Genomic DNA, 18,721 nt, shown 5'->3' with positions numbered 1-18,721 from the left:
TATCTCAATAGTTTTTTTATGATTAATGGGACGATAACGCCTGGTGGACGCGTGGTGTGCGGGAGAGGGTCCCGGTGACCACTAAATTAGCGGGCTAAGTTTTGCATGCGAAAAAGACGAAGACAAGAAAATTCCTATAACATATTTAACCGGGAATTAACCTGACGGCAGACTGAATAACAGTTAAAAAACGGCCCTGCCGGAACAGACATGATTTTCAGCTGCGGCATGCTGCTGAAACTTCGCAGGTTGCCGCCTTTTTCAGCGATCAAACAGAGAATGTCATTTTGCCGTTGACACCCTGGAGGCGGTTTCATATTATGCCGTCCGTCGCTTAACGCGACAGTTTTTCGGTTCGGGGCTATAGCTCAGCTGGGAGAGCGCCTGCATGGCATGCAGGAGGTCAGCGGTTCGATCCCGCTTAGCTCCACCAAACTTCTTCCCAAAAGTTTGGCACTGAAAAACGATTCCAGATGTGGGGGTATAGCTCAGCTGGGAGAGCGCTTGCATGGCATGCAAGAGGTCAGCGGTTCGATCCCGCTTATCTCCACCACTTTCTGACACGTTGTTGTCAAAATCCTTTCCAATTTCTCTTTCACTCGCCTTTTCCTGCGAATCTATATTCATTGCGATTTACATTATGCTGCTGCGTACGCTATTTACTGGCAATACTTTCTGCGACGCCTCCAGCACCCCTGGCGGGACATTGTGCTGTCCGTCGCGCATGGGTTAACTCCAGACGTGACCAGGGTGTGCAGTGGAAGCAGGTATGTAAAAGAAGAGGCAACGCGGAAAGGGTGAATCAGCGGAAGCTGAGCAGGGATGGCGCAAAATGAAAAGGGCGAGCCAGGCTCGCCCTTTATTGCTCAGAACCGTATCAGAACGCCAGAACCAGACCGGCGATAGCGGCGGAGAGCACGCTGACCAGCGTAGAGCCGTACAGCAGCTTCAGGCCAAAGCGGGAAACCACGTTACCCTGTTCTTCGTTCAGACCTTTAATCGCACCGGCCACGATGCCGATTGAAGAGAAGTTGGCGAATGACACCAGGAACACGGACAGAATACCTTCTGAATTTGGCGACAACTGACCCGCGATTTTCTGCAGATCCATCATGGCTACAAACTCATTCGATACCAGCTTGGTCGCCATAATGCTGCCGACCTGCAGCGCTTCGCCAGAAGGCACACCCATCATCCAGGCAAACGGATAGAAGACAAAGCCGAGAACGCCCTGGAAGCTGATGCCGAAGATCAGATCAAACAGCGCATTCAGGCCTGAAATCAGCGCGATAAAGCCAATCAGCATGGCGGCGACGATAATCGCGACGCGGAAACCGGCCAGGATATATTCGCCCAGCATCTCGAAGAAGCTCTGACCTTTATGCAGATCCTGCAGCTGCAGATCTTCTTCGTTCTCAACACGGTACGGGTTGATCAGCGACAGCACGATAAAGGTACTGAACATGTTGAGCACCAGTGCAGCGACCACATATTTTGGCTGCAGCATCGTCATGTAGGCGCCGACGATAGACATCGAAACGGTGGACATTGCGGTAGCGGCCATGGTGTACATGCGGCGCTGTGACATCTTGCCCAGGATATCTTTATAGGCGATGAAGTTTTCTGACTGTCCCAGTATCAGAGAACTCACGGCGTTGAAAGATTCCAGTTTTCCCATGCCATTCACTTTCGACAGCACGGTACCGATACCGCGGATCACCCACGGCAGGATACGGAAGTGCTGCAGAATACCGATCAGGGCAGAGATAAAGACGATTGGGCACAGTACGTTGAGGAAGAAGAAGGCCAGACCTTTGTCGCTCATGTTGCCGAAGACAAAGTTGGTTCCCTGAGCCGCATACTTCAACAGATGATCGAAGAAGCCCGCGAAGCCTTTGACGAAACCCAGTCCCGCTTCTGAGTTCAGGAAGAACCAGGCGAGCACAATTTCAATCACCAGTAGCTGTATAATGTAGCGAATGCGAATGCTTTTACGATCGTGACTGACCAGCAAGGAGAGTATCCCGACCACCACCAGTGCTAAAAGAAATTGCAAAATATGGGACATGGTTGCTCCAAATTTGAGGAGGGTTGTATTTTGTTGCGTATTCTATGTAACGCGTTACTTAAAAACGAGATCTGAACCACAATATAAGTATTCGCTATCGCTATATTTTCCAGAAAAGTTCCAGAGATCACGTCCTGTTTACAAATTATTCACGCCAGATAACCACATAATTATTGTCTATATTTTACACGGGGCGTAGAGTGACACTATTGCTCACATTTTTAGCAATCACCTCCTTTACTGTAAGATATAGCAATGGCTATACTTTATAGCAGCATCTATTACACCGATAACAATAAACGAATTTCACTTGCACATGCTAACCCCTAAGCTGGCGGGGCAGGCAAATGTTCAGACAGGGTACCGGATATGTTTGAAAGTCGTACCGCCGAGCGCGCCGCTCGCGGAGTCAGAAAAGTCAAACTCGCACTGCTGGGCCCCGCCTTTATTGCCGCTATCGGCTATATCGATCCGGGCAACTTTGCGACCAACATTCAGGCGGGCGCTGCTTACGGCTACAAATTGCTGTGGGTAGTGGTGTGGGCCAACATCATGGCCATGCTGATCCAGCTGATGTCCGCTAAGCTGGGTATCGCCACCGGCAAAAATCTCGCCGAGCATATCCGCGATCGCTTTCCTCGTCCCGCCGTCTGGTTTTACTGGGTGCAGGCAGAAATTATTGCGATGGCCACCGACCTTGCGGAGTTTATCGGCGCGGCGCTGGGCTTCAAGCTGTTGCTCGGTATCTCACTGATGCAGGGCGCGGTGCTGACCGGCATCGCCACGTTCCTGATATTGATGTTACAGAGCCGCGGTCAGAAACCGCTGGAGCTGGTAATTGGCGGACTGCTGCTGTTTGTGGCGGCGGCTTATATCGTCGAACTCTTCTTTTCTCAGCCCAATGTCAAAGAGCTGGTGGTCGGCATGGCGCTGCCCGCGCTACCGACGTCGGATGCCGTTTTCCTGGCAGCCGGTGTGCTGGGCGCGACCATTATGCCGCACGTAATCTATCTGCACTCCGCACTGACGCAGGGCAAAAGTGAGGACAGCAAAGGCCAGCGTTACTCTTCAACCAAACTGGATGTGGCGATTGCCATGACCATCGCCGGATTCGTTAACCTGGCGATGATGGCTACCGCGGCGGCGGCCTTCCACTTCAGCGGTCACAGCAAAATCGCTGAGCTTGACCAGGCCTATCTGACGCTGCAGCCGTTGTTAGGTCAGGCGGCGGCGACGGTATTTGGTCTGAGCCTGGTGGCTGCCGGACTCTCCTCAACGGTGGTCGGCACGCTGGCGGGACAGGTGGTGATGCAGGGCTTTATCCGTTTCCATATTCCGCTCTGGGTGCGGCGAACTGTCACCATGCTGCCTTCCTTTATTGTTATCTGGGCTGGCTGGGATCCAACAAAGGTGCTGGTGATGAGTCAGGTGCTGCTGAGCTTCGGTATTGCGCTGGCGCTGATTCCTCTGCTCTCCTTTACCGGCAACCGCGAGCTGATGGGCGATGATATGGTGAACTCGCGCCTGATGCAGAACACCGGACGACTGATCGTGTTGCTGGTGATTGCGCTGAATCTTTATCTGCTGGTGGGCGAAGCGCTGGGGCTGTAAGGGTCCTGGAAACAAAAAAACGCCCGGCATTTGCCGGGCGTTTTTTGTTAGTGGCGATCGTGTCCGTGATGATCGGGACCACCAGGCCCAAAACCACGCGGGCCTGGCCCGCGACGGTCATGACGATCCCAGTCACGATCGCGGCGATGCTGATGTTCCCAGCGGCGCTCACGGTCGCGCTCATGCCAGCGACGTTCACGCTCCCACTGCTGCTGACGACGCCACTCTTCGTGTCGCCACCAGCGGCGTTCGTTATAGGAATAACGATCATTCCACCAGCGCGGTTCACGCCAGCGACCGCCATCCCAGTAATAACCACGATTGTCGCGATCACCCAGATTCAGCGTAACGCCGGGGGCCAGAGTAATAGAGGCACTGGAGGCCTCAGCTGTGTGGTTTGCCAGCGGCGACAACACCGCCAGCAGGGCAGCAAAAATAAGAGCTCTTTTCATTATATTCTCCTCATCAACAGTCTGATGCTGTTGCGGCGCAGTGATTATGCCTGCGTAATGCTGTCGTTACCGCATCATTGTGTCGGAAGATTGTGAGGAAATTGGGGAGAGAAAGGGGATTGAGACTATTCTGGCGACAAAACACCCGGCCTGCGCCGGGCAGGGAAAAATTACAGCAGGGCCGCGTCAATCGCCGCTAACTCCGTGTCGCTGAACTGACGTCGGGCGAGCATGGCCACCGCGTCATCGATCTGGGCCGTTTTACTGGCCCCTATCAGCACGGAGGTGACGCGATCATCGCGCAGCACCCACGCCAGCGCCATCTGCGCCAGCTTCTGCTCACGCTGCTGCGCAATCACATTCAGCTTTCGGACCTTCTCCATCTTCTCATCCGTCAACTGATTCTCCGTCAGGAATTTGCTGCCGCTGGCCGCACGCGAATCTTCCGGAATGCCCTGCAGATAGCGATCGGTGAGCACGCCGCCCGCCAGCGGCGAGAAGGCAATACAGCCGACGCCCTCATCACCCAGCGTCTGAATCAATCCCTGTTCAGGCGTTCGCTCAAACATCGAATACCGCGGCTGGTGGATCAGACAAGGCGTGCCGAGATCGCGCAGGATAGCAATTGCCCTGGCAGCAAGATCGGCCGGATAATTTGAAAGGGCAGCGTAAAGCGCTTTGCCCTGGCGCACCACATGATCCAGCGCGCGCATGGTTTCTTCCAGCGGCGTTTCCGGATCGGGGCGGTGATGATAGAAAATATCCACATACTCCAGCCCCATGCGCTTCAGGCTCTGATCCAGGCTGGCAACCAGATACTTGCGCGAACCCCAGTCGCCATACGGCCCCTGCCACATGGTATAGCCCGCTTTAGTGGAGATAATCAGCTCATCACGATGGGCACGAAAATCTTCCCGCAGAGTACGCCCGAAATTCTCCTCCGCTGAGCCCGGTGGCGGGCCGTAGTTATTCGCTAAGTCGAAATGGGTGATGCCAAGGTCAAACGCATGACGCAGCAGCTCACGACTGTTATCGACCCGGGTGCTGTCACCAAAGTTGTGCCACAGTCCCAGCGAAATGGCGGGCAGTTTAATGCCGCTGCGGCCGCTGCGACGGTATTCCATCTGTTGATAGCGATCGGGATGGGGGAAAGAGGACATTCAGCGCTCCTGAGTAAAAACGGGGGTATGTGCCAAAAGTCTATCAGTGTATACGGTTACACTCAGTGACAGCGCGCAGCAGTTCGCATTTTTACAGAATATTCCGCCAGCGTAACGCCGGCTTTCCAGCCATTGTGGCTGGCGGAAAGCGTGGCACTCCTCGCTAATTTCATCGGCTGTCAGATACTTAACCCAACTCTTCCCTGAAAGGATTGCGCAATGTCCACATTCACTGTTGGAGACTACCTGCTGACCCGTCTGCAGGAGATGGGTATAAAGCATCTGTTTGGCGTGCCGGGCGACTATAACCTGCAGTTTCTTGACTGCGTTATCGACCATCCGGAAATCAGCTGGGTGGGCTGTGCCAATGAGCTTAATGCCGCCTATGCGGCGGACGGTTACGCACGCTGCAACGGTGCTGGCGCGCTGTTAACGACCTTCGGTGTTGGCGAACTCAGCGCGATTAACGGCGTCGCGGGCAGTTATGCTGAGTATCTGCCGGTGATCCATATCGTTGGCGCGCCTGCGACTTCAGCGCAATTACAGGGTGACTGTGTCCACCATTCGCTGGGCGATGGCGATTTCCGGCATTTCATACGCATGGCTGCCGAAGTCAGTGCCGCAACGGCGCAACTTACTGCCGACAATGCAACTGCTGAAATTGACAGGGTAATAGAGCACGCGTTACAGGCCCGTCGTCCCGGCTATCTGTCGCTGGCCGTTGACGTGGCAGCCATTGAGGTGCAGCCACCTGTTCAGCCCCTGAACCGTCATCAATCCTCTTCGCCCGCTGCGCGCCGCGCTTTCCGCGACGCGGCGGAGCAATTGCTGGCACCGGCAGAGCGCGTTTCACTGCTGGCCGATTTTCTGGCGCTGCGCTGGCAGCAGCAATCTGCCCTGGCCGCGCTGCGTGAAAAGAGTGCGATTCCCTGCGCCAGCCTGCTGATGGGCAAAGGCGTACTGGACGAGCAGCAGCCGGGTTATGTGGGGACTTATGCCGGTGAAGCCAGTGCGAGTCAGGTGTGCGGACAGATTGAGCAGGTGGATGTGGCGATCTGCGTCGGGGTGCGTTTCACTGACACGATTACAGCAGGATTTACGCAGCAGTTTGCGCCTGAGCGACTGATCGATCTGCAACCCTTCAGCGCCAGCGTGGGCGGTGAGCATTTTGCACCGCTGTCGATGGCGGATGCGCTGAGCGAGCTGCAACCGCTGTTTGAACACTACGGCCAGCAGTGGCAGCCCGCCATAGCACCGTCTGCCGTGCAACCGGCTGAACCGGCCGCCGTGATCAGTCAGCAGGCTTTCTGGCAGGCGATGCAGGCTTTTCTGCAACCCGGTGACCTGATTCTGGCGGAACAGGGGACAGCCGCTTTTGGTGCCGCTGCGTTGCGACTGCCCTCGCAGGCGCAGCTGGTGGTTCAGCCATTATGGGGATCAATCGGCTATACTCTTCCGGCAGCGTTTGGCGCACAGACCGCTGACCCCGATCGCCGGGTTATCCTGATTATCGGCGACGGTTCGGCACAGCTGACGATTCAGGAACTGGGTTCAATGCTGCGGGATGAGCAGCGACTGATTATCTTTTTGCTGAATAATGAAGGCTATACCGTCGAACGGGCCATTCATGGCGCAACACAGCGTTATAATGATATTGCTCAGTGGAACTGGACGGCCTTACCGCACGCACTGAGTCTGCAGGGCCAGGCGCAGAGCTGGCGCATCAGTGAAACGGTGCAGTTAGACGAGGTGATGGCGCGACTTTCCGCACCTCAATGGCTGTCGCTGGTTGAGGTGGTCATGCAGAAAGAGGATTTGCCGCCACTGTTACGAAAAGTCACCGCCTGCCTGAATCAACGCAACGGCGGCTAAGATTCAGATAGTTGCCGCTGTGCAGGGTGGACTATCGCGGTTAGGCTGTAGCACACCTGAGTAAGACGCTCACCAATCGCACCGGTGAGCGTTGTTGTTTTATGGGCAGAAATTTATAGTGTCCTCCAACTCTTAAGACCCCAAGCGGAGCAACAGAAGAATGACAACCTATGCCTTGGTCGGCGATGTCGGCGGTACTAACGCACGCCTCGCCCTGTGTGAGGTGGAAAGCGGCAGCATCACCCAGGCCAAAACATTCTCAACATCAGAATACGACAGCCTCGAAGCCGTCATCCGCCACTATCTTGATGAACAACAGCAGGATGTTAAAGATGGCTGTATCGCTATCGCCTGCCCGATTACCGATGACTGGGTTGAAATGACCAACCATGACTGGGCGTTTTCTACGCGCAAGCTCAAAGAGAACATCGGTTTTGAACACCTGGAAATCATTAACGACTTCACTGCGGTATCCATGGCGATTCCGATGCTGACCGCCGACAACGTGATTCAGTTTGGCGGCACAGCCCCGGTGAAAGACAAGCCTATCGCGATTTATGGTGCCGGTACCGGATTAGGCGTCAGCCATCTGGTGCACGTGGACAAACGCTGGGTCAGCCTGCCAGGTGAGGGCGGTCATGTCGATTTCGCCGCTAACAGCGAAGAAGAAGATCAGATTCTGGAAGTGCTGCGTGAGGAGCTGGGCCATGTTTCAGCAGAACGTATCCTGTCCGGTGCCGGTCTGGTTAACCTCTATCGTGCGATTGTTAAAGTCGATAATCGTGTGCCGGAAAACCTGAAGCCAAAAGATGTCAGCCAGCGTGCGCTGGATGATAGCTGCATCGACTGCCGTCGTGCGCTGTCGATGTTCTGCGTCATCATGGGCCGTTTCGGTGGCAATCTGGCATTGAACCTCGGCACTTTTGGTGGCGTCTACATTGCGGGTGGCATCGTGCCACGTTTCCTGGAGTTCTTTAAGGCGTCAGGTTTCCGTGCCGCTTTCGAAGACAAAGGCCGCTTTCGTGACTATGTTGCCAGCATACCGGTCTATATGATCACGCACGATCAGCCTGGCCTGCTGGGCGCGGGCGCGCATCTGCGTCAGACGCTGGGTCGCATTATCTGATTCAGTTACACCTCGCGCGCACGCCCACTTTGCGCGCGTTTGATTTTCCTGGCCTGCCTGCTTCAGCTGTGCGGGTTCGGGAAATCATCCTCGGCTTCACCACACGTTCTCCTGAAACATTCACCACTCCAGCGCTACAGGCGCATCAGTTGCCGAAACTGCTTCACCTTGCTGCGGCTCACCGGCACCTGAAACTCCAGATCGCGCAGCTTCAGCAGATAGGTGTTGTTAAACCACGGCTCAATTTCGCGGATCTTGCTGAGGCTGACGCAGTAAGAGCGGTGGCAGCGGAAGAACTGCTGCTCCGGCAGACGTGAACAGAATTCGGTAATATTCATCGACATTACGTAAGACTCGCGCCGCGTGTACACAAACGTCAGCTTTTCATGGGCTTCTACGTAGTAAATGTCATTCACGTCCGTGACGATAATGCGCTCATCTTTAATCAGGTTGACCGTTTGCGGGGCTGGCGTGGCGCTGAGATGGCTGACCGCCTGCTGCGCCTGCGCCGTGGCTTCCAGCTTGTTCAGCATGGTGACAATCCGCGACTCCTGATAAGGCTTGAGAATGTAGTCAAACGCCTCCAGCTCAAACGCCTCTACCGCATGCTCTTTCCACGCGGTGATAAAGACAATCAGCGGCTTGTGCGCAAACTGATGGATATTCTGTGCCAGCAGCATGCCATCCAGCGAAGGAATGTTGATGTCGAGAAAAATTACATCGACCCGATGCTGTTGCAGATACTTCAGTACGTCGAGGCCATCGTCAAAGCAGGCTTCAATCTCGATTTTGCTGTGATGCTGAATCATCCAGCTCAGCTCCTGCTGCGCCAGGAATTCATCTTCCACAATAATGGCTTTCATAACAGATTCTCCGCCAGGCGCTGGCCATTCTTACTCAGCGTAAAGGAAATCTCGGTGCCCGGCTGGTGCCGCACGATGTTCAGTCCCTGACCCGACAGAAGTTTTACCCGATGATGCACATTGAGCAGGCCAATTTTGTTACCGGGCATCTCATTGCGTGCTACTCGCTCCATCACCTGGTCACTGATGCCCTGGCCGGTATCCCGAACTGAAACCCGCACCCGATCGCCCAGATCCCGCACGCTCAGCGTCACCACGCCTTTACCTTTACAGGGCTGGATGCCATGCACAATCGCATTCTCCACCAGCGGCTGGATCAGCAGACTTGGCAGCAGAAAATGCAGATCTTCGTCGACGTCATAGATCATCGTCAGCTTATCGCCAAACCGCGCCTGCTCAATGGCGATGTAATCTTTGACCTGCCATAGCTCCTTACGGATATCGATTAGCTCATCATCGTTTAGCTCCAGGTTGTAGCGCAGGTAGCGTGACAGATTAATCACCAGCTGGCGGGCGGTATCGGGATTAAGCCGGATAGAAGAGGAAATGGCATTCAGGGCGTTGAACAGAAAATGGGGATTTATTTTACTTTGCAGCGCGCGCAGTTCCGCTTTATTGGCCATCTCACGTAGCTGCTCGGCGCGCGACACTTCAAGCTGGGTAGAGATGATTTGCGACAGGCCGATGGCCATCTCCTTCAGCGAGCCGGTGATACGGTGCGCGCGGCGATAGTAGATTTTCAGCGTGCCGGTGACTTTGCCTTTTTCCCACAGCGGGATGACGATCATCGAATGGATATCTTTGGTGCGGTGCGCTTCGTCGTTGTTTTTAATGATAATTTTACCGCTGGCGATCGACTGCGCCGTGGTGGGGCTGATGCCATCATCCCCATGTTGATAGTTATGTTCGCCATAGCCGACGTAGGCCAGAATCTGTTTTTTGTCGGTCATCGCCACCGCATCGGCTTTGATCTCCCGCCGGATAATGTCACAGATGTTGCGCAGCGAGTCGCTGTTTACCTGACGAAACAGCGGCAGGGTTTTGTTGGCGATCTCCAGCGCCAGCTTGGCCTGACGGGCGGCAATTGCCTCTTTCTCTCCCTCGACGCTCTGCACCAGCAACACAATGATACCGATGCTGGAGGCACCGAGGATCATGGGCAGCGCAATCTCCGACACAATCGCCAGCCCGAGTGAAGTTGGGCGCGCCCACAGGACGATCAGCACCATCGTCAGGGCTTCACACAGCATGCCGCCGACGATACCGGCACGCCAGCGATGCTCTTTCAGCACCCGCCGGTTAATACCGCCCGCGACGATACCGGCGATGATGCTGGTAATCAGACAGGGCACCGAGGTCACGCCGTGAATATCGATCAGAAAACGGTGCAGCCCCGCAATCACACCGGTGGCGATGCCAACCCAGGGACCAAACAGAATGCCGCCCGCCATAACAGCGATGACACGCACATTCAGCAGCGAACCGTCGACATTAACGCCCGACCAGGTACTGAACAGCGCAAACAGGGAAAAGATGGCCGTTACCGCCACTTTCTCCGCGCGGGTGTGTTCATCTTTTTGCAGCAGCTGACGAAACGGGCGGGTGCGCGTCAGGAAGAACAGGCAGATCAACATCAGGGCGGCGCGGTCAAATACTGCCAGTAACATCGTGAAGTGGGAGGACACAGGCGGCTCGTCGGCAATGGAAAGTGTCTCTATGATAAAAAATGTGATCGCGAACCGCTAGCGCCCCGCACAATCACGCCGGGACTTCGTGTTTCAGATCAATTTTTATGGCCTGGGCATAAAAAGAGGAAAGGTTGAGCACAATAAAGGGGAACAGTTTTTCATCCTGCCAGTGCTGGTCGCTGTGATGCCGTTTTGCTATGTTGCGCGATGACGCGCGCCAGCGACCGCTGGAAAACCGCGCCCATCGGGAGCAGCAGATGCAACTTGTCACCGCCAGATTAACCCTGAATAAATTACAGCCAGAAGACTGGCAACTGTTTCGTGCCGTCCATGAAGATCGTGACACCATGACCTGGGTGAGCGAGATCCCCGATGAAGCGGATATTCGCCAGCGCTTCACCGAGCGTCTGGCTCCATGGCAGCCAGGCAGTTTTCATATGCTCTGCCTGGTGGCACGACGACGCGACAGCGGTGAGCCGATTGGCCTGTTTGGCTGCAGCCCGGAGTGGGAGCCACACCGTCAGGCCGAGGTGGGTTATATGCTGCTGCATCGCCACTGCGGACAGGGCTATGGCAGCGAGGCGCTGGCGGCGCTGTGTCAGTTTCTGCTCGAAGCCAACTTCCATAAACTCAAGGCGATGGTGGTTGAAGGTAACTGGGCGTCACGCCGGATTCTGGAGAAAAACGGCTTCCAGCTGGAGGGCACGCTACGGGATAATTATCTGCTGAACGGCTGCTGGGTGAACGATTGGCTGCTGGGACGACTGAATCCGCAAAAATAAAAATATTTTCTGCCCCCTCGACAAAATGATCCTCACCGCGTTATGTTCGTAACGGGTCACCGCAGTGACCCGCGTCGCTCGGACGGTCCGGGCGCTTACGTAATCCAGAGGACATCATGGCTGATAACAGCACACCCCGTCGTTTCTCACGTATTGAACGTTTACCCCCTTACGTTTTCAACATCACTGCTGAACTGAAGATGGCTGCGCGCCGGCGCGGCGAAGATATCATCGACTTTTCAATGGGCAACCCTGATGGCCCGACTCCGCCGCACATCGTCGAAAAGTTATGCCAGGTAGCGCAGCGCGACGACACCCACGGTTATTCCACCTCACGCGGCATTCCGCGTCTGCGCCGGGCGATCTCGCGCTGGTACGCCGATCGTTACCAGGTGGAGATCGATCCTGAATCTGAGGCGATTGTGACTATCGGCTCCAAAGAGGGGCTGGCGCACCTGATGCTGGCGACGCTGGATCATGGTGATACCGTGCTGGTACCGAACCCCAGCTATCCGATTCATATCTACGGTGCGGTGATTGCCGGAGCGCAGGTACGCTCGGTGCCGCTGGTGGCAGGTGTCGACTTCTTCAATGAGCTGGAACGCGCCATTCGTGAGAGCTACCCCAAGCCAAAAATGATGATCCTTGGCTTCCCATCCAATCCCACCGCACAGTGTGTGGAACTCGACTTTTTCGAGCGGGTGATTGCGCTGGCAAAACAATACAACGTGCTGGTGATCCACGATCTGGCCTATGCCGACATCGTCTACGATGGCTGGAAAGCGCCGTCGATTATGCAGGTACCAGGTGCGCGTGATGTCGCCGTCGAGTTCTTCACCCTGTCAAAAAGCTACAACATGGCGGGCTGGCGCATCGGTTTTATGGTGGGCAACAAAGAGCTGGTCGCCGCGCTGGCACGGATCAAAAGTTACCATGACTACGGCACCTTTACGCCGCTGCAGGTGGCGGCAATTGCAGCCCTGGAAGGGGATCAGCAGTGTGTCCGCGACATTGCAGAGCAGTACAAACGACGTCGTGATGTGCTGGTCAAGGGATTGCATGAAGCGGGCTGGATGGTGGATAACCCGAAAGCCTCGATGTACGTCTGGGCAAAAATTCCGGACCACTATGCGCATCTGGGGTCGCTGGAGTTTGCCAAACATATGCTGCAGGAGGCGAAAGTCTGTGTTTCGCCCGGTATCGGGTTTGGCGACTATGGTGATACGCACGTGCGTTTTGCACTGATTGAAAACAGCGATCGCATTCGTCAGGCAGTACGGGGAATTAAAGCGATGTTTCGCGCCGATGGCGTATTGCCAGGCAGCATGAAAACAGAAGAAGAGCACTGACAGCCAGCAGGGGCGACGCAATGGTCGCCCCGTGGCGGCACTGTCACGCCATTACTTCAGCAGCAGAACAAAGGTTCCGAACCAAAGTAACGCGAAAAAAGATATTCCCATCAAGGCATATTTCACAAAGCAACTCCTCTGAGCGGTTACGATGATGGCGATCCCAAACCAGTGCAACGCGAACAGCTGTGGAAAAGAGATCGCCATTTCAGTAATGGTCTGCTCATTTCCGGGTCGATCTGAATAACTCAGAACAGGATCAGGCGCTAATTTACGCGTAATCCTGCCTAAATGAAATAGGTCCGTTCTGAGATATTGCTCACAATTTTACGGCACCTGGATTTCCGGGATCGCCGACATGCCGACACGTAACTGAGCCAGATGCTGTTGGTCACTATCCAGCACAATTTTAACCGGCAGACGTTGAACGACTTTAGTGTAGTTGCCGGTGGCGTTATCGGGAGCAATTGCGGAAAAAGTTGCGCCGGTGGCCGGTGCGATACTGTCCACATAGCCGGTAAAGGTCTTGCCTGGCAGGGCATCGACACGGATTTGCACCCGCTGACCCGGACGCACATCGCTTAACTGCGTCTCTAGGTAGTTAGCCGTAATGTAGGTCTGCTGCAGGGGCACTACCGCCAGCAGACGGGTTCCGGCTGACACATAAGCGCCGATCCGCACTGAGCGCTGACCGACCATGCCGTCAACGGGCGCCGTGATTCGCGTGTAGGAGAGGTTCAGCCTGGCCTGATCGACGCTGGCTTTAGCCGCTGCGACATCCGCTTCCGCTGAACGTACCGCAGCCTGTAATACGCCGACCTGTTTCACTGCCGACGCCAGCGCAGCCTGACTCTGATGCACCGCTGCCAGCGCCGAGCGCTGGTTAGCGCTGGATTTCTGCTGATCGTCGGCGGCTACGGTACCGCTTTTATAAAGTCGGTTGTAGCGATCCGCGCTCTGACCGGCATACTGCGCGGACGCCTGGCTGGCCGCGACGCTGGCTTTCTGCTGATCAATCACCGACTGCTGCTGTTCCAGCTGGGCCTGGCTGCTCAGCAGTTTCGCCTGACTCACCTGCAGGTCAGCCTCGGCACTCTCCAGTGCCACACGATAGTCACGGTCGTCCAGCGTTGCCAGCAGCTGACCGACTTTGACCTGCTGATTATCCTGCACCTGCACATTGCTGATGTAGCCGGAGACTTTTGGCGCGACCAGAGTGTAATCCGCATTGACGTAAGCGTCGTTGGTGCGGTGATCGTTGCCGCTCATCAGTGACCAGACTGCAAAAGCGATGGCCAGTAACACCAGCAGCAGCAGTGTGAGCACCAGAGTTCTTTTCATTTCGAAAGCACGCATATTCAATTATTCCGGGAGGGGTTTTGAAGCAAAGTTTGAGGCGGCCAGACCCGTTTTGGCAGGATGGCGGTAAGCAATAACAGGCAGGCGGCAAAACCGGTCAGCATCAGCCAGCTGTCGCTCAGACTCAGAACCGTAGCCTGATGACGAACCAGCGTGGCAAATCCGCTGAGATTATCGCTGGCGCTGATGCTGCCATCCGGCAACAGCGGCAGGCTGCGAGTGGCCTGATCGGCCGCTGGCGCGGTCATCAGCCAGCTGCGGCTGGCGGCCTGATCAATCAGAACACTGGAGTGAAACTGCTCACGATGGGAGAGGAAAACCTCAACCAGCGTGGAGGCGGTAATGCTGGAGAAGCCGCGCACCGTATTGAACATCGCTGAGGCAAACGGGCCTTCTGGTGGGGCCACCACGCTGGTGGCGCTCATCAGTATCGGCAGAATAATCATCGGTTGCCCGAACGCCTGAAGAATCTGCAGCAGCCAGAAATTCTGGCGCGCCCACTCACTGGTGATTTGCGAGCCCAGCAGACAGGACGTTACCAGCATGCCGACGCCCGCCGTCAGCATCCAGCGGCAGTCAATCCAGCGGATATTCAGCAGGGCCGCAATCAGCGGTGCGATCAGCAGTTGCGGCAGGCCGACTGTCAGCGCCAGCGGTGCAAACTCCAGGGTGCGAAAACCGCTGACCTGAGCAAAATAGGCCGACGGCAGGGCGGAGCCTGACAGACCAAGGATGAGCACGCAGGCCAGTCCCAGCAAGCCGTGCGCCAGATTGGGCCGCCGCAGCATCTGCAATTTAAACAGGGGCAGCGGGTGAAACCACTCATTAATCAGGAAAACCAGCAGCAGCGGCAGCGCGGTCAGCAGCATACCAGCGATCAGGGGCGAGTTCAGCCAGTCGAGACGCTCACCCTGAGTCAGCACCAGAACCAGCAGCGCAACCGCGCTGCAGCCGGTCACCATGCCAAACAGATCGATCTGCTGAAAGCGTTCCGGACGCAGCGGGTCCTGCGGTATCCCCCAGCTAATCAGCACCATGGCAATGAGCATGAATGGCACGACCTGCCAGAACACCATCATCCAACTGACATGATCGGTCCATAACGACGCCAGTGAGGCCGCCATATTGGGGCCAAACGTAGCGGTCAGGGCATAGCCCGCCAGGCCAAACAGCTTAAAAGGCGGCGGCAGGAAGCGCAGGGCGACGGTCATCAGCATTGGCGGCAGTGCACCACCGAACAGACCCTGCAGTACGCGCAGGCTGATAAAAAGCGTCGGATCCGGCACCAGCGGCAGCAGAATGCCGGTCAGCATAAATCCTGCCGATACGCCCAGTGTGAAACGCCGCAGCGACAGAGTGACGGCAAACCAGGGCGCGATCATCATGGCAGCGACTTCTGCCGCCTGATAACCGGAAATAATCCAGCTACCCTGATCGTAACCGATGCCTATAGCAGCCCGGATATCTGCCAGCGCGATATCACTGACGCGATCGTTCAGCCCGGAGGTCAGGGCAGCAATGAGCACGCCGACCAGGCCAAGCGCCAGTCGCAGTGTAAAAGGATGAGGGGCCGGCGCGGCGGCAGGCTTAGCGTTCATTGCAGGCGATCTCGTTATTATGATGCAGTGTACTGCGATGTGATACAGGGCGTAATATTACATCCCGGTATGCTGTATTGCAATGTGGTACAGACTGTAAAAAGTGCGGCTTTCGCGCTACAGTAAGGCAGCTCAAACAGGACGACGCTATGGCACATCAACCCTCCAGCCGTGAGGATGAAAAAACGGGCGGCATTCAGGTCATCGCCCGTGCGGCAAAAATTCTTAATGCGCTGGGCGAACAGCCGGGCGGCATGAGCCTCGGCGAGATAGCTCAGGCAGTAGAACTGCCCCGTTCCACGGTGCAGCGCATCGTTGCCGCGCTCGACAGCGCCGAGCTGGTGCGCAGCAGCGGGGCAGGCGGACTGCGCCTGGGGCCGGCGCTGTTAAAACTGATTTCCAGCGTGCATACCGATGTGGTCGATCTGGTCAGTCCGCTGCTGGAAAAACTCTCTTCCGACACCAATGAGACGGTTTCACTGGCGCGTGCCAGCGGCAGCCAGCTGGCGATTATTCATCACGTGGTGGCGTCGCGGGAGCTGCGGGTCGTTCCACATATGGGACTCAATCTGCCGCTCTACAGCACCTCCGGTGGACGGGCACTGCTGGCGCTGGAGTGTGAAAAAGATGTGCGGACGATCGTCGGTGACGCCTGGCAGGAGTTAACCGATATGACGGTGAAAACCCTGCCGCAGTTGCTGCAACTTATCAGGGAAGTGCGCGAAACCGGTATCGCCGTGGATCGCGGTGAAACGCTGGAAGGTATCTCGACGATGGCGTTTGCGCTGGATACGCTGTTTGGTCGCTTTTCTGTCTCTTTGCTGGTGCCCTCTGCACGTTTTCTGCGTCACGAAGCCCGTTTTCGTGACGAGATGCTGAAGTGCAAAGAGGCGCTGGTGCGTGAAATCGGCAAAGTCGCCGCGATAGAAGGATAAGCATCTGATGAAAACCCTGCTGATGGCCATTGATCACTCTCCGGTGGCGGAGAAAGTGGTTGCCTTAACTATTGAAGAAGCGCTGGCGCATCGCGCTGATGTAGTGGTGCTGTGCTGCGTGGATCCTGCCTACTCCTCGTGTAATCAGCCGATGGAAATCGATGCGGGTGAAGATCCGGCCGATTTTGTGGCGGCGCAGGATGAGCAGAATACGGCGGAAATGGTGGTGCGCCATGCGCTGGCACCGTTATTGCGCGCGGGCATTAATGCGCGTGGCATGATCCTGGCGGGGGACGCAGCAGACACCATCGTTGCCCAGTCGCAACAGCTTAAGGCCAGTATGATTATCATGGGACGTCGCCATCTCTCCTCTTTTAATCGGCTATTAAAAGGCTCGGTTAGCGCATCAGTTATTGAGCGTGCTCACTGCCCTGTGCTGATCGATGTGCGTAAGGATTGATCCCGCAGCATGAATTCTCTGCTTTTTATTACGCTGGCCGCGTTTGCGCTGCTGGCGCTGATCGTCATTGTGCTGATCAAAACCACCCGGCTGCGTTTGTGGCAGGGGCTGATCCTCTTTCTGCTGCCACTGATACTGGCAAATCTGCTCTGGTTCAGCTGGGTCGCGCCGCATCAGCAGCAGACTGCTCAGCATGAGCAGGCGGTGAATCAGCTGGCAAAGATGCCTGGCTATCGGGTATTGCAGACGCAGGAACCGGCATTATGGCTGTTGCTGACTCAGGAACTGACCCGGCGGATCCGTGCGGGCGAGCAGCCTGACAGGGCGACAGGTGAACTGCGTGGCTGGCTGAGTGAGGTGATCAATCAGCGACTGATGCGCGGAACCGATGCGGCGGTCGTTAACTATATCAGCGTCTCGGTGGAAGAGATGCGGGCGCTGAACCACATCGATCCGGGCCTCTGCTTCCGTTATCTCTATCCGCAGGTGAGTGGTGGCATCAATTTGCAGACCACACTCCCAGCGTCGCTGAATCGCAAAGAGGCCGATGCCATGGAGCTGCTGCTGCTCAATAGCCCGCCGCCCGAACAGCCCCTTGATAAGACGCAGGCGCAGGATGATCTGCAAAAGATTGTCGGCCGGCTTTATCTGAAGTGGGGCGACAAACTGCAGCAGCTGAATATGCCTGCCGATACGGCGGTGGATCGCTCTTCGCTCTGTGCCATGTCAATTGACCTCTACAGTGCCATTCTGGCATTACCTGACAAGCGCGCCGCTAACCTGTTACGTAGAATGGTGGCACTGACCGGTCAGTAAACCCGCGCTTAGCAGGCGAAAAAAAGCCCGCTAAGCGCGGGCAGGGAAGAGAGAGGAATAGATTTTTATTTTTGGCATTTCCTGGTGTGGTGCAGTCTTCGTTTGGTCTGATTACATCCTGTCACCTCCGGCATGATAGTGATAGCCGTTTAATCGTATTACATTAATTGGTAAAAGCTTATCAAGTTTTGATTTTCGCGCATTAATCCTATGGATGCGTGGCATGCTGCGTCATACACTGCGCGGCAACGTGAGGATAACTAAATGAAAAAATTAATTACCGGCGCACTGGCGCTGATTCTGCTGAGTGGATGTACTGCCAGCAAACCCGGGGCATTTGAACGCGTTGATGAAGATCCCAGCTCGAATACCGTGCAGTACCGTTTTGACCCGGTAAAGGTCAATCGTGATGCAATGGATATCGATCTGGCGAATTACTGCAGTAATAAAGGATTTGATAAAGTTGAGGCGCTGCCTGCCCAGGAAAGTCATATTCCGGGGCTGAAGAAAGTCTGGTTCCAGTGCAATTATGCGCTGAAAAGCTAAATGAAACGGGCGGGATAATTATCCCGCCCTTAAAGT

At 55.7% G+C, this 18,721-nt stretch carries 17 protein-coding genes and 2 tRNA genes; 11 read left to right on the top strand and 8 right to left on the bottom strand.

Annotated elements, in window-relative coordinates:
* Positions 1 to 357 precede the first annotated feature (357 nt).
* Together FA92_RS12685 and FA92_RS12680 are read left to right on the top strand one after the other, a co-directional pair.
* A tRNA-Ala gene (locus FA92_RS12685) sits at positions 358 to 433 on the top strand.
* 44 nt (positions 434 to 477) lie between these two features.
* Positions 478 to 553: transfer RNA gene (locus FA92_RS12680), tRNA-Ala, on the top strand.
* A 324-nt stretch (positions 554 to 877) separates the two neighbouring features.
* Here FA92_RS12680 and FA92_RS12675 read toward each other — a convergent pair.
* Complete coding sequence (locus FA92_RS12675; protein WP_013358646.1) at positions 878 to 2,068, bottom strand: NupC/NupG family nucleoside CNT transporter; 1,191 nt, start codon at positions 2,066 to 2,068, stop codon at positions 878 to 880.
* Positions 2,069 to 2,437: 369 nt separating this feature from the next.
* On the opposite strand from FA92_RS12675, the gene FA92_RS12670 reads away from it, so the two are divergent.
* Positions 2,438 to 3,679, top strand: a complete 1,242-nt coding sequence (locus FA92_RS12670; protein WP_013358645.1) for an Nramp family divalent metal transporter — start codon at positions 2,438 to 2,440, stop codon at positions 3,677 to 3,679.
* Positions 3,680 to 3,726: 47 nt separating this feature from the next.
* Here the strand turns inward: FA92_RS12670 and FA92_RS12665 are convergent, their stop codons facing one another.
* Both FA92_RS12665 and mgrA read right to left on the bottom strand, forming a co-directional pair.
* Complete coding sequence (locus FA92_RS12665) at positions 3,727 to 4,131, bottom strand: DUF2502 domain-containing protein (protein ID WP_033783810.1); 405 nt, start codon at positions 4,129 to 4,131, stop codon at positions 3,727 to 3,729.
* 170 nt (positions 4,132 to 4,301) lie between these two features.
* A complete protein-coding gene (gene mgrA, locus FA92_RS12660; RefSeq protein WP_033783809.1) occupies positions 4,302 to 5,291 on the bottom strand; it encodes an L-glyceraldehyde 3-phosphate reductase in 990 nt (329 codons plus the stop codon).
* A 219-nt stretch (positions 5,292 to 5,510) separates the two neighbouring features.
* On the opposite strand from mgrA, the gene ipdC reads away from it, so the two are divergent.
* Together ipdC and glk are read left to right on the top strand one after the other, a co-directional pair.
* Positions 5,511 to 7,163, top strand: coding sequence for an indolepyruvate decarboxylase (ipdC, locus tag FA92_RS12655; RefSeq protein ID WP_033783808.1), 1,653 nt, complete (start codon positions 5,511 to 5,513; stop codon positions 7,161 to 7,163).
* Positions 7,164 to 7,323: 160 nt separating this feature from the next.
* A complete protein-coding gene (gene glk, locus FA92_RS12650; RefSeq protein WP_013358641.1) occupies positions 7,324 to 8,289 on the top strand; it encodes a glucokinase in 966 nt (321 codons plus the stop codon).
* A 134-nt stretch (positions 8,290 to 8,423) separates the two neighbouring features.
* Here the strand turns inward: glk and FA92_RS12645 are convergent, their stop codons facing one another.
* Both FA92_RS12645 and FA92_RS12640 read right to left on the bottom strand, forming a co-directional pair.
* Positions 8,424 to 9,152: a LytTR family DNA-binding domain-containing protein gene (locus FA92_RS12645; RefSeq protein ID WP_003848909.1), complete on the bottom strand. Its 729-nt coding sequence runs from the start codon at positions 9,150 to 9,152 to the stop codon at positions 8,424 to 8,426.
* Positions 9,149 to 10,819: a sensor histidine kinase gene (locus tag FA92_RS12640; protein ID WP_013358640.1), complete on the bottom strand. Its 1,671-nt coding sequence runs from the start codon at positions 10,817 to 10,819 to the stop codon at positions 9,149 to 9,151. Before FA92_RS12640 ends, FA92_RS12645 begins: the two co-directional genes overlap by 4 nt.
* Positions 10,820 to 11,097: 278 nt before the next feature.
* Here FA92_RS12640 and FA92_RS12635 point away from each other — a divergent pair, with 278 nt between their 5' ends.
* Positions 11,098 to 11,622: a GNAT family N-acetyltransferase gene (locus FA92_RS12635; protein WP_033784652.1), complete on the top strand. Its 525-nt coding sequence runs from the start codon at positions 11,098 to 11,100 to the stop codon at positions 11,620 to 11,622.
* Positions 11,623 to 11,738: 116 nt separating this feature from the next.
* Entirely contained in the window at positions 11,739 to 12,971 is a 1,233-nt protein-coding gene (alaC, locus tag FA92_RS12630) for an alanine transaminase (protein ID WP_013358638.1), read from the top strand.
* A gap of 51 nt (positions 12,972 to 13,022) precedes the next feature.
* Here the strand turns inward: alaC and ypdK are convergent, their stop codons facing one another.
* The 3 genes from ypdK to FA92_RS12620 all read right to left on the bottom strand — a co-directional run bounded on the left by ypdK (position 13,023) and on the right by FA92_RS12620 (position 15,928).
* A complete protein-coding gene (gene ypdK / locus FA92_RS23330; protein WP_099257831.1) occupies positions 13,023 to 13,097 on the bottom strand; it encodes a membrane protein YpdK in 75 nt (24 codons plus the stop codon).
* A 201-nt stretch (positions 13,098 to 13,298) separates the two neighbouring features.
* On the bottom strand, positions 13,299 to 14,327 hold the full coding sequence (locus tag FA92_RS12625) for an HlyD family secretion protein (protein ID WP_033783806.1): 1,029 nt from the start codon (positions 14,325 to 14,327) through the stop codon (positions 13,299 to 13,301).
* 2 nt (positions 14,328 to 14,329) lie between these two features.
* Positions 14,330 to 15,928, bottom strand: coding sequence for an MFS transporter (locus FA92_RS12620; RefSeq protein ID WP_033783804.1), 1,599 nt, complete (start codon positions 15,926 to 15,928; stop codon positions 14,330 to 14,332).
* A 149-nt stretch (positions 15,929 to 16,077) separates the two neighbouring features.
* On the opposite strand from FA92_RS12620, the gene FA92_RS12615 reads away from it, so the two are divergent.
* From FA92_RS12615 to FA92_RS12600, 4 genes are all read left to right on the top strand, one after another.
* Complete coding sequence (locus tag FA92_RS12615; protein WP_010257875.1) at positions 16,078 to 16,863, top strand: IclR family transcriptional regulator; 786 nt, start codon at positions 16,078 to 16,080, stop codon at positions 16,861 to 16,863.
* A 7-nt stretch (positions 16,864 to 16,870) separates the two neighbouring features.
* Complete coding sequence (locus FA92_RS12610; protein WP_013358635.1) at positions 16,871 to 17,323, top strand: universal stress protein; 453 nt, start codon at positions 16,871 to 16,873, stop codon at positions 17,321 to 17,323.
* Positions 17,324 to 17,332: 9 nt separating this feature from the next.
* Positions 17,333 to 18,139 carry a hypothetical protein gene (locus FA92_RS12605; RefSeq protein ID WP_033783801.1) on the top strand — a complete coding sequence of 269 codons (807 nt, stop codon included), beginning with the start codon at positions 17,333 to 17,335 and terminating at the stop codon, positions 18,137 to 18,139.
* A 264-nt stretch (positions 18,140 to 18,403) separates the two neighbouring features.
* Positions 18,404 to 18,685, top strand: a complete 282-nt coding sequence (locus FA92_RS12600; RefSeq protein WP_033783799.1) for a lipoprotein — start codon at positions 18,404 to 18,406, stop codon at positions 18,683 to 18,685.
* The last annotated feature ends 36 nt before the right edge of the window (positions 18,686 to 18,721 follow it).

Source organism: Pantoea sp. 9140 (assembly GCF_000745295.1).
Classification (GTDB): domain Bacteria; phylum Pseudomonadota; class Gammaproteobacteria; order Enterobacterales; family Enterobacteriaceae; genus Pantoea; species Pantoea vagans.
Note: the sequence above shows the minus strand (reverse complement) of the source record. Positions and strands in the feature narration are given on the sequence as shown.